9 protein-coding genes are annotated in these 11416 nt (G+C 71.6%); 3 read left to right on the plus strand and 6 right to left on the minus strand.

All coding sequences use genetic code 11. The features are described from left to right. The 4 genes from ACT2CW_RS13325 to ACT2CW_RS13340 all read right to left on the minus strand — a co-directional run bounded on the left by ACT2CW_RS13325 (position 1) and on the right by ACT2CW_RS13340 (position 4913). Positions 1 to 2283 carry an NHLP family bacteriocin export ABC transporter peptidase/permease/ATPase subunit gene (locus ACT2CW_RS13325; RefSeq protein WP_445516693.1) on the minus strand — a complete coding sequence of 761 codons (2283 nt, stop codon included), beginning with the start codon at positions 2281 to 2283 and terminating at the stop codon, positions 1 to 3. Continuing rightward, on the minus strand, positions 2280 to 3086 hold the full coding sequence (locus ACT2CW_RS13330) for an HlyD family efflux transporter periplasmic adaptor subunit (protein ID WP_164423284.1): 807 nt from the start codon (positions 3084 to 3086) through the stop codon (positions 2280 to 2282). The genes ACT2CW_RS13325 and ACT2CW_RS13330 overlap by 4 nt, the downstream gene beginning before the upstream one ends. Before the next feature lie 125 nt (positions 3087 to 3211). Next, a complete protein-coding gene (locus tag ACT2CW_RS13335; RefSeq protein ID WP_086879959.1) occupies positions 3212 to 3430 on the minus strand; it encodes a type A2 lantipeptide in 219 nt (72 codons plus the stop codon). Between the two features lie 463 nt (positions 3431 to 3893). Beyond that, complete coding sequence (locus tag ACT2CW_RS13340; RefSeq protein WP_445516694.1) at positions 3894 to 4913, minus strand: glutathione S-transferase family protein; 1020 nt, start codon at positions 4911 to 4913, stop codon at positions 3894 to 3896. A gap of 179 nt (positions 4914 to 5092) precedes the next feature. Here ACT2CW_RS13340 and ACT2CW_RS13345 point away from each other — a divergent pair, with 179 nt between their 5' ends. Next, on the plus strand, positions 5093 to 6103 hold the full coding sequence (locus tag ACT2CW_RS13345; RefSeq protein WP_445516695.1) for a DMT family transporter: 1011 nt from the start codon (positions 5093 to 5095) through the stop codon (positions 6101 to 6103). Between the two features lie 177 nt (positions 6104 to 6280). On the opposite strand, the gene ACT2CW_RS13350 is transcribed toward ACT2CW_RS13345, so the two are convergent. Continuing rightward, positions 6281 to 7873 (minus strand): helix-turn-helix domain-containing protein, encoded by a 1593-nt coding sequence (locus tag ACT2CW_RS13350; RefSeq protein WP_445516696.1) that lies wholly within the window; start codon positions 7871 to 7873, stop codon positions 6281 to 6283. 177 nt (positions 7874 to 8050) lie between these two features. Then, entirely contained in the window at positions 8051 to 8635 is a 585-nt protein-coding gene (locus ACT2CW_RS13355) for a TetR/AcrR family transcriptional regulator (RefSeq protein WP_445516697.1), read from the minus strand. A 198-nt stretch (positions 8636 to 8833) separates the two neighbouring features. Between ACT2CW_RS13355 and ACT2CW_RS13360 the strand changes: the two genes are divergently transcribed. Continuing rightward, the gene (locus tag ACT2CW_RS13360; RefSeq protein WP_445516698.1) at positions 8834 to 10057 is read left to right on the plus strand and encodes a cytochrome P450; all 1224 of its coding nucleotides are present in this window, start codon (positions 8834 to 8836) and stop codon (positions 10055 to 10057) included. A 132-nt stretch (positions 10058 to 10189) separates the two neighbouring features. Beyond that, positions 10190 to 11332 (plus strand): amidase domain-containing protein, encoded by a 1143-nt coding sequence (locus ACT2CW_RS13365; protein WP_445516699.1) that lies wholly within the window; start codon positions 10190 to 10192, stop codon positions 11330 to 11332. Positions 11333 to 11416 lie beyond the last annotated feature (84 nt).

An 11416-nucleotide genomic window follows, 5' to 3' on the forward strand; every position in this document is an offset into this window, starting at 1 on the left:
TCAGTGCTCCTTCATCAGCTCGGCGTACGGGCCTCCGGCGGCGGCGAGCTCCTCGTGCCGGCCGCGTTCGACGACCGTGCCGCGGTTCAGGACGAGGATCTCGTCGCTGTCCCGCACGGTGCTGAGCCGGTGGGCGATCACCACACACGCACAGCCGCGGCGGCGCAGGTTGTCCATGACGAGCTGCTCGGTCCGCGCGTCCAGGGCGCTGGTGACCTCGTCCAGCACGAGCACGCTGGGGCGGCGCACCAGGGCGCGGGCGATCTCCAGCCGCTGCCGCTGGCCGCCGGAGAAGTTGCGGCCGTCCTGCTCCACCCGGCAGTGGATCCCCTCCGGGCGCCGCGCGATCACATCGTCGTAGAGCGCGGCGTCCCGCAGGGCCTCCACCACCGCCTCGTCCGGGATCGACGGGTCCCACAGCGCCACGTTGTCCCGCACCGTCCCCTCGAAGAGGAAGATCTCCTGGTCGACGAAGGAGACGGAGGCGGCCAGCGCGCCGCGGGGGATGTCCTCCAGGCGCTGTCCGTCGATGCGGATGACCCCCTCCCAGGGGGCGTAGAGGCCGGAGACGAGCCGGGAGACGGTGGACTTGCCACTGCCGGAGGCGCCGACGAGCGCCACCTGCCGGCCGGGGCCGACGGACAGCGAGAAGTCGCGCAGCAGCGGCTCGTCCAGCGGGTTGTAGCCGAAGGTGATGTTCTCCAGGGTCACCTGCCCGGTCAGCCGGCGGGTGTCCTCGCGCGGCTCGTCGCGGGTGTAGAGGGAGTCCACCGGGAAGTTCTCCACGTCCTTGAGCCGGGCCACGTCGGCGGAGAAGTCCTGGATGCGCCCGGCCACCCCGTTGAGCCGGGTGATGGGCGCGGTGAAGCGGGTCACCAGCGCCTGGAAGGCCACCAGCAGACCGATGGAGATATGGCCCTCCACGGCCCGCAGCCCGCCGATCCAGAGGATGAGGGCGCTGTTGAACGTCGCGAGGGTGGGCGCGACGACGGCCAGTACGGAGCTCGGCACGCCGAGGCGCTGCTGCTCCTCCAGGGTGATGGCGTGCTGACCGGCCCAGCGGCGGAAGTAGCCCGCCTCGCCACCGGTGGCCTTCACCGTCTCGATGAGCTGGAGACCGGTGTACGAGGTGGTGGTCAGCCGCGCGGTGTCGGCCCGCAGCTTCTGGGTCCTGGTGGCCCGCAGCCGCACCACCACCCGTATCGCCACCACGTTGAGCAGCGCCAACCCGACGCCGACACCGGTGAGTTGGGGGTCGTAGGTCCACAGCAGCACGGCGTAGAGCACCACGACGACCCCGTCGACGGCCGCGGCGGCCAGATCGCGGGCGAGCGTCTCGGCCACGGTGTCGTTGGAGCGCAGCCGCTGGACCAGGTCGGCCGGGCTGCGCTGGGCGAAGAAGGTGACGGGCAGCCGCAGTAGATGGCGCAGGAACCGCGCGCTGCTGAGGGTGGAGGAGATGATGCGCCCGCGCAGCAGGTTCGCCTGCTGGACGCCGGTCAGCACCGCGGTGAGGACCACCGCCACGGCCATGGACGCGAACAGCGGCTGAAGCGTCGAGTCCTGGCCGGCGATCAGGAAGGTGTCGATGAAGGTGCGGCTGAGCGCCGGGACCGCGGCCCCCACCGCCACCAGCAACAGGCTGGCCAGCAGCGATGCGAGCAGGGTGCCGCTGGTGCCGCGCATGCGCGGGGGCAGGGCGCCCAGCACCCCGGGGCGGCGCCCGCCGCGGCGGAAGGAGTCCTCGGGTTCGAAGACCAGGACCACACCGGTGAAGCTGGTGTCGAACTCCTCGATGGGGACGAAGCGGCGCCCCTTGTCGGGGTCGTTGATGTGAACGCCGCGCTTGCCGAACCGCCGCCCCATGCCGTCGTAGACGACGTAGTGGTTGAACTCCCAGAACAGGATGGCCGGGGCCTGGATCTCCACGAGGGCGTCGGGCTCCATCTGCATGCCCTTGGCGCGCAGACCGTAGCTCCGGGCGGCCTTGAGCAGATTGCTGGCGCGCGAGCCGTCCCGGGAGACCCCGCAGGCGATCCGCAGCTCCTCCAGCGGCACATGGCGCCCGTAGTGTCCGAGCACCATGGCGAGCGACGCCGCACCGCACTCCAGGGCCTCCATCTGGAGCACGGTGGGGGTGCGTACGGTACGGCGGCGGGGCTTCCTCGGCCCGGCCCCGCCACGCGGGGCGCGGCGCCGTCCGCGGGCCGGCTGGGGGCGGCGCGCCCCACTGCTTCCGGCGGGTGCGGGCCGGGGCGGGCCGGCCTCGTTCGTCGCGGTCACGGGAGCAGCCAATCGATGGGGTGCTGGGCGTCCAGGTGGACGGTGCCGTCGGTCAGGGTCATGGAGCCGAGGGCGAACGGCGGGCCTTCGGGGGACGACCAGCGGTAGCCGGAGCGGGTGCCGCGCTCGCGGTCGAGGCGTACCTGGACGGCGACCGGCGGGCCGTGCTTGGAGAACTCCTCGCCGAGTTGCTCACTGCCGAGGTAGGAGCCGATCTGCTGGCTGGACTGGGCGGTCCGGCCGACGGCCCGCACCTCACCGCGGAGCACACCGTAGGTCTGCGTCGGCGCGGACTGCACACTGAGGTCGACCGAGGCGCCCACCCGCACCGAGGCCGCCCGGTCCGCGGGGACGAACAGGGTCGCGACCAGGGGGTCGTCGGAGTGGCGGACCCGCTCCACGGAGGCCACGTTCGCGCCGGTGTTCAGCACCGAGCCGATCGAGGCGGAGAGGGTGGTGAGCCGGCCGGCGGCGATGGTGCGCACGACGGTGGTGCCACGGGTGGTGCGGACCTTCAGCAGCGGAGCGCCCGCCGGAAGGGTGCTGCCCTCCTGCGCCAGGACGGAGGTCACCTGGCCCGCGATCGGGCTCTGGAGCACATAGCTGCCCTGGCCGTGGGTGAGGATCCCGGTGGTGTCGAGGGTGTTGGACACGGTGCCCGTGACGGCCCATACGGCGGCCCCGGCCATGACCACCACGGTGACCGCGAGCGCCAGCCACCCCTGGGGACGGGCGTAGCGCACCGGCAGGTCGATGTCCTCTGCCGACTGTGCCTTGGAGAGGGCCTGCTGGCGGAACTGCACGAAAGTCTTTCCTCAACCGCTAAGGGAGTGATCGAAAACCGCGAAGTGATCGAAAAGGGCACCGTGGACCGCCGAATGCCCCGGACCAGGCGGGCCCGGGGCAGAGGGAAGGCGGTCTGTCAGCCTCAGAGGCTGCCGACGACCCCACCGACGATGCCGGTGGTGTTCAGGCCGGTGACACCGTCAACCGTGCCGGTAACGGTGCCGAGGGCGCCGGTCACCGGGGCGGTGACGGAGTCGACGGTGCCGAGGACGTCGCCCACCGGGTTGCCGATCCCGCCGGCCACGTTGTCCAGCTCGGCGTCGGAGATCTCCTGGGTCGCGACCTTGGGCGCGTTGTTCATTGTTGCGTCTCCCTTGGGTGACTGTCTCGTTGAGCTTGCAAGCAGCGCATGGGTGCCGAGGGGAATCGGCACCCACGGCATGGTCACGGGGTTCCGGTGGGAACCGGGGATCCGTGGATGCCTTAGCGCGGAAACGGATGTAATCACGGGGCTCGCCACGCTGCGAATCAGCCAAGTCCGGAACCGGGCATTCCGCCACTTTCCGATCACACGGCGGGCACAGGTGCGCACCCCATCGGCGCTATTCCCTCACAGAAAGGTCACCGAACTCGCCGGGCGGCGCGCCCCTTGTGCGAGGTGACGCGCGTCATGTCGGACCTGCTCGCCACGGCCGGAGCCGAGGTGGCATACGGGCCGGGGCGCACACATGGGATGTGTGTAACAGGTGTGCCGATCACTTGAAGACCGGGCGAACGAAGCGACATGCGCCGCTGGGCGGCACGGGAATGCGACATGTGCGACTTCAAGCCACCCGGCCCTGTTCCGGCACCGCCTCGCCGTCCGGCACCGGTCCGGGTGCGGTGCCGTCGCCGAACGGGCGCCCGCCCAGTTCCTCGCGGTGATGCGGCGTCAGCCACCCGGAGAGGTCGGGGCCGAGCGGAACGATGCGACGGGGGTTGATGTTGGTGTGCACCTGGTAGTAGTGGCGCTTGATGTGGTCGAAGTCGACGGTGTCCCCGAAACCCGGCGTCTGGAAGAGATCACGGACATACCCCCACAGCACCGGGTCCTCGCTGAGCTTGTTGCGGTTGCACTTGAAGTGGCCGTGGTACACGGCGTCGAACCGGACCAGCGTGGTGAAGAGCCGGATGTCGGCCTCGGTGATGGTGTCGCCGACCAGATAGCGCCGCGTGGCCAGCCGCTCGGACAGCTCGTCGAGGCGGGCGAAGAGCCGCCGGTACGCGTCGTCGTAGCTGTGCTGGTGCTCGGCGAAGCCCGCCCGGTACACACCGTTGTTCACATCGCGGTAGATCCCCTCCGCCACCTCGTCGATCTCGGCGCGGTGCTCCTCGGGGTACAGATCCGGGGCGCCCTCGCGATGGAGGGCGGTCCACTCGGTGGCGAGGTCCAGGGTGATCCGGTGGTAGTCGTTGGTGACCAGTTGGCCACTGGGGACGTCCACCACCGCGGGCACGCTCACCCCGCCCGGATATCCCGTCTCGCGGGCGTCGTACGCCTCGCTGAGGAACCCGATACCCAGCACCGGGTCCCGGTCCCCCGGGTCCAGGGTGAAGCGCCAGCTGCGCTCGTCCTGGATGGGGTCGGTGACGGCCAGCGAGAGGGCCGGCTCCAGGCCGAGCAGCCGCCGTGAGACCAGCGCTCGGCTCGCCCAGGGGCAGGCCCGGCTGACCACCAGCCGATAGCGCCCGGCCTCCACCGGCCAGCCGTCCCGGCCGTCGGCGGTGATCCGGTCGGCGAAGTGCGGCGCGGAGCGGCGGAACTCCTTGCGCTCGCGGGGTGTCTCCTGGTCAGCGGTGTTCAACGGGACCACCTACCACCTTCCGAAGGGCCACGGGTGACATCTACCCGGTTCCACATCTCGGGAAGGGGTATTCCTCACGGAACGGACAGGGTGGCCGGGTGGCGATGCGGAACGGGTGGCGCCGGGGCGGCGCACCAGCGTTCAAGACCGGAGGGGAGGGCGGGGGTCAGGGTCGGGGCATGCCTGACGACAAGGGATGGAAGAGCCCGTACCTCCTGCTCACGGTCACCATGCTGCTGTGGGGCAGCGCCTTCTCCAGCTCCAAGTCGGTGGTGGCCCAGCTGCCGCACACCGTGGCGGCGCTGCTGCGCTTCGGCGGCGGTGCGGTCGCCCTGCTGGCGGCGGTGGCGGTCTTGGGCAAACCGGCGGCCGCCCCGGCCGCGATCACCCCGACCGCGACCACCCCGACCGCGGCCGGCCCGGCTTCCGCGCGTGGCGGCGGGCGGCGTGCGGCGCTCGCGGGCGTCCTGGGGGTCTTCGCCTACAACGGTTTCTTCTTCTGGGGGCTGTCGCTGGCGCCCTCGCTCGACGCGGGCATCGTCATCCCCGTCCTCAGCCCGGTGCTGACCAGCGCCTTCCTCCTGGTCACCGGCCGTGAGCGGGCCTCCGGGGGGCGGCTGGCGGGGCTCGCCCTCGGGCTCGCCGGAGCGGTGGTGTTCTTCTTCGGCGCGGGCGGCAGCGCACACGGCGGCACCACCCGGCTCACGGGCGATCTGCTGTATCTGCTCAGCGCGGTGTGCTGGGCCGCGTACACGCTCATCGGGCCCCGGGTGCTGGCCGGGATCGACCCGCTGCGCGCCACGACGTACGCCACGTGTGCGGGGGCGGTGCTGCTGGGCGCGCTCGCCGCACCCGATCTCGGCGAGGTGCGCTGGGACGGGCTGCCGGCCGGCCTCTGGCTGAACGTGGTGTTCCTCGCGATCGGCCCGGCCGCCGTGGCCAATCTCCTGTACTACCGGGGAGTGGGGGCGGTGGGCCCGGCTTCCGCGTCCTTGATGATGTTCATGGTCCCGGTGGTCAACACCGTGTGCTCCATGGTCTTCCTGGGCGAGTCCTTCGGCGCTCTCCAGGCGCTGGGTGCCCTGGTGCTGCTGTCGGGCGCGGTGCTCGCCGTCACTCGGGGACGTGTACCGGCACGTCCCCGAGCGCGCACCGCGCCCACCGCGGGAAAGAAGCCCTCGGAGCTGTGAGCACCGTACGGCGCCGGTCTGTATCACTCCCCTCGTGGTGATACAGACCGCCCGCCACGCTGGGAGGCGGGGCTCGTTCCCGCGCGGTGCGGCGGGAGAGACGCTAAGACGGATCACGGGGGCGGGCAACGGTGCACGGTGCGCATCGCCCGCCCGCGACATGTGCACGGTGCGCAGTCAGTCCCCCGCGTGGAGCCCGGTGATGTGCAGGGCGTGCACCAGGTCGTGGATCCCGGAGCCGGTGGTGAGCAGATCCCGGCTGAGCAGGTGTTCGGCGGCCCGCAGATGGGCCCTGACCGTGTTCCGGCTGAGACCGAGGTGGCGGGCGGTCCGCTGGGCGTCGGTGTTCGCGTCGATCCAGGCGCGCAGGGTGGTGTGCAGATCGCGGCCGCGGGTGTCCTGGAGCGGGCGGAGGAACTCCCGCGCCCAGGCGTGGGCGGGCTCGGTGCGGAACAGCTCGTCCAGGGTGGGCACCGGCCGCCCGCCCCGGGCGCCGAGGCCGCCTTCGGCCCCGGAGCCGCCCTCGGGGCCGTAGGTGGTTTCGGGGCCGAGGCCGCCGTCCGGCTGCCCTCCGGTCAGACAGAAGGCCAGGTCGAGGGCGGCCCGGGTGCGTACGTCGCCCAGGTCCAGGCCGAGGGTGGCCTCCACCCGGCCGAGGTGGTGGGAGACGGTGTTGCGGCTGATGTCCAGCAGCCGGGCCACCGCCGACCGGGGGAAGGTGACGGCGAGCCGGGTGATGTCCAGGGTGACTCTCGGGGTGGATCCCAGTGGCCGCAGCAGGGCGCGGGCCCAGGCGGCCGCCTCCGTGTGAGGCAACAGGGGCACCAGCGGTGTCCGGCCGAGGTACGCGGCCATCCGCTCGGGCGTATGGCGCGCGGCGGCCAGGGCGTGCAGGGCCTGCCCGTACGCCTCGGCCGTCGCGCCGAGCGGATACGGGCTGCTGATGCCCAGCGCGTAGTGCGCGTTGTCCCGCACCAGACGGCGCAGCACCGCGCCCTGGCCATGGGCCGTCTCGGGGTCATCGGCGACGCCGGGCCCATCCGCGACACCGGGCCCATCCGCGACGCCCGGCCCGTCCGCGACCAGACAGATGAGGTGCTCCTTGAAGGCCGGGCAGTGCACCATCAGGCCCGTGCCGTGATAGCCCGAGCCGTCCTGGTAGGTCTGCGCCAGCCGGTCCCGGTCCTCCGGCGGGCAGTGCAGCAGATAGACGCGCAGCCGTTCCGCGTCCAGCAGCGCGGGGACGGCGCCTGTGGTCATCCGGCGGGCCAGGGTCAGGTCTCCCGCCAGCAGGGCGCTGAAGACGGCGAACCGCAGCTGCCGCGCCTTGTACTGATAGCCGCGGAAGGTGGTGTCCGCGTCCTGCGCCCGGTCCAGGAGCGCGATGAGGCTTCCGGCGTGCGAGACCAGCGACGCCGCTTCGCGGGTGGGCGCCGAGGCGCCCGCCACCACCAGCACGGGCCGTGGCGCGTGTGGGCCGAGCGCCTCGAGACGCACCTGAAGGGCGCCGCTCTCGGTGGCCGCCGCGGCCATCTGCCCGCCGGACAGCCGTGCCAGCGTCGGTTCGAGCGAGGGCAGGATCTGCCGCGGGAAGCGCGCGGTGGAGGCCTCGACCGCGCCCGCGCCGCCGACCAGCGCGACATCGGCGTCGATCTGCCGGCCCAGCCAGTCGAGTACCGGCCGCGGATCCGCCCCGGCCCCTCGGCTCATCTGTCGCCGCACCTCGTGCAGCAGCTCGTCCAGCCGCCCGGTGTGGGCCCGTGCCTCCACAGCCGTACTCCTCCCCACCCCCCGCGCCGCGTCATCCCGCGCGGACCGATCGGCGGTCCGCGCTCCGACGTACTTTATTGACCGGTACACGGGACCTCGGCCGGTGCCATACGCATCAGGAAGGGCGGCAGCGACGGCGGGCGGGGCCAGGGCCGCCGAACGGATCGGGGCCGGTCTTCAGGCCACCGAGCGGAACAGGCCTTCCAGCGCCATCGCCACCTGGTCGGTGGAGAGCGGATCGGCGACACCGCCCGCCGCGTAGATGCCCCGGTCCAGCTTGATGCCGCGCGTCATCGCGCCGAGCAGCGCGGCCAGTTCGGTGCCCCGCAGGGCGGGCCGGTGGCCGGCCCGGTCGAACAGCCCGTCCAGCATGGTGCCGATCCGGCGGCTGAACCGCTTCTCATGGTCCACCAGCGCGGCGGCGGCATCGCCGTCCCGGAGCGCCATCAGCCGGAATTCCAGGTGGATGAAGACCCAGCGGGTGTCCAGGTGCTCGCCGTTGAAGATCTCGGCGAAGGTCCGGGCGAGCTGGGGGGCCAGATCCCGCTCGGTGTCCATCTCGTCGATCCGCTCCCCGATGTAGTCGGCGGTGCGGTCGCTGTGCCGCCGGAAGACATCGAGGAAGAGCTTCAGCTTGCTGTCGTAGTTCGAGTAGAAGGCCCCGGTGGTCCTGCCCGCGCACTGGCAGATGTAGCCGATCGACGCCCCGTGGAAACCGCGTTCGGCGAACGCCCGCTCCGCCCCGACGATCAGTGCTTTCACGGTCTTTGACCGCTGCGGCGGCATCGGTGTGCCCCTCTCCCCCAGCTGTTCGGAAACCTGGCCAGATCCGTACGGTAGCCGATCTGTCCCTCTATTCAGTAGGGAACCCTATCGGTAGCGTTCCCTATCGAAGACCGCGGCCAACGGCTCCGGGACGTTCGCCCCGGGACAGTTCGAGGATCACGAAGGAGAGCCATCGTGAACGCTCCGATGCCCACGACCCATGACGACCTACGAGACCTCAACGACCTCCCTTCGTATCCGAAAGAGCGGGACGACTACATCAACCCGGCCCGCGCGCTGCTCACCGGGCCGCCGATCAGCCCGCTCAGGTTCGCGGGCGGCAGCACCGGCTGGCTGGTGACCGGGTATCACGAGGCGCGGGAGGTGCTGCGGGACCCCCGGTTCAGCGCCGAGCGCTGGCGGGGTGACGACGCGATGCGGCCGGTTCCCGAGTCGGTCCGCAGGGACCGGAGCAGCGGGGCGGGGTCGTTCCTGGCCATGGACGCGCCGCAGCACGGCCACTACCGGGGCCAGCTCACGCGGTACTTCACGGTTAGGCGGATGCGGGAGCTGGAGGCCCGCATCGAGGACATCGTGGCCGACCAGCTGGACGCGCTGGAGGCGGCGGGCAAACCGGCCGACCTGGTGCGGCACTTCGCCCTGCCCATCCCCTCGCTGGTGATCTGCGAGATGCTCGGCGTGCCGTACGAGGAGCGGGAGCTCTTCCAGTCCGTCGCGGCGCGGCTGCTCCGCCAGGACCGCACCGACGCGGAGTTCGTCGCCGGGAAGACCGAGCTCGACACCTTCCTGCGCACTCTGGTCGAGGCCAAGCGCAAGGATCCGCGGGACGATCTGATCTCCCTGCTGACCGCCGTCGACGAGCTCGACGACGAGGAGATCGGCGGCATCGCGGGGCTGCTGCTGATCGCCGGTCACGAGACCACCACCAACATGCTCAGCCTCGGCACCTTCGCCCTGCTGCGCGACCCCGAGCAGCTGGAGCGGCTGCGGGCCGACGAGTCGCTCCTCCCCCAGGCCGTCGAGGAGCTGCTGCGCTACCTCAGCATCGTCAACGCCTTCCCCGTCCGCATCGCGCTGGAGGACGTCGTCGTCGGCGGTGTCACCGTCACCGCGGGCCAGTCCGTGGCCGTCTCGGTCCCGGCGGCGAACCGGGACCCGGCGCTGGTGGAGGACCCGAACAGGCTCGACGTGGGACGCCCCCGCAGCAGCCACCTCGCCTTCGGCTACGGCATCCATCAGTGTCTGGGGCAGCATCTGGCCAGGATCGAGCTGGTGGCGGGCTACCGCGGGCTGCTCCGCCGGTTCCCCGGACTGCGGTTCGCCGTGCCCCCGGAGCAGGTCCGGATGCGCAGCGACATGGTCATCTACGGAGCGCATGAACTGCCCGTCACCTGGTGACGGCGCCGGGCCGGATCGGGCCCGGTCTCCACACGACGGAAATCGTCACATGAGCTCCACAGGCGCGGAGTTCATGTGATGATTCGGTGACCCCGGCCCGTCCGGTCCGGGGGTGTGGAGGGATAAATACACGTGAAGTCAACGACCTTCAGATCCGCCGTGGGGGCCGTGCTGACGGTGGCCCTGTCCGCCGTGGTCCTGCCCGCCTCCGCCGCGAGCGCGGCGGAGAGCCCGGCGGCGGCCGGCACCGTGGACACCGCGACCGCGCAGTCCTTCGGACGGCTGGCCGACGCGGTGCTGACCCAGCGCACGGCGGCTCTGCTGGACAACAACAAGCAGTCGGGGCGGCGCGCGGCCCCGCTCGCCGAGCAGAACGTCCGTCTGTCGGCCGGGCAGACCCGGACCGAGGACACCGCGCTGTCCACGCTGCGCACCCGCAAGGCGCGGCTCGCGGCCCTGGGCGAGGCGTACACCTCCGCCGACACCCGGGTGGCGGTGGACCGGATACGGGTCGAGGCCGGGCACGCCACGGTCCAGGCCACCGAGACCACGACGCTGGCCTACAAGAAGATACGCGGCGACGAGCCCGCGACCACCGGCTTCCAGGCGCACCACCGGCTGAGCTTCGCCGCCACGGCGGACGGGAAGTGGCAGCTGACCGGCCTCACCTCGACCGACGACGGCCCGCTGGCGGTCAACGAGCCCGCCACGGCGCGGGGGGCGACGGCCCGGACGACGGCCCTGCCCGAGGCCACGCCCGCCGCCATCTCCAAGCCGTCCCAGCCGCAGACGAAGCCCGCCGGAAGCTACAACTACGCGGCGATGGCCTCGTACGCGGAGAAGTACTGGCAGAACTACAACCCCGCCTACCGGAAGTTCAACGAGGCCGGCGGGGACTGCACCAACTTCGTGAGCCAGGCCCTGAAGGCGGGCGGCTGGGCCAACAAGTCCGGCGACGCCGAGGACTACCACAGCTGGTGGTACGACACCTCGTACCAGTCGACGTCCTGGGTCGGCGCCAACGAGTGGTCCTGGTTCACCCTGGACGCCAAGCGGGCCACCAACCTGGCGAACGTCTACTACATGGGCGTCGGTGACGTCATGCAGATGGACTTCGACAAGGACGGGTCCAAGGACCACACCATGATCGTCACCTACCGGAGCTCCAGCGGTGTGCCGTACATGACCTACCACTCGGTGAACACCTACCGGAAGTCCCTGGCCAGCATCATCGCCTCGTACCCGAACTCGCTCTACTACGCCTACCGCACCTGAGGCGCCCGGCACGCACCCGTGTCCCCCGTGACAGTGGACCCCGCCCCCGGGCGGGGTCCACCGCGTTTGCGCCCGGCCGGGGGC

Source organism: Streptomyces sp. NEAU-174 (assembly GCF_052665095.1).

Excerpts from the sequence above, each read along its gene's own strand:
- ACT2CW_RS13335 (WP_086879959.1), bottom strand. The coding sequence starts at position 3,430 with ATGAACAACGCGCCCAAGGTCGCGACCCAGGAGATCTCCGACGCCGAG.
- ACT2CW_RS13345 (WP_445516695.1), top strand. The coding sequence starts at position 5,093 with ATGCCTGACGACAAGGGATGGAAGAGCCCGTACCTCCTGCTCACGGTC.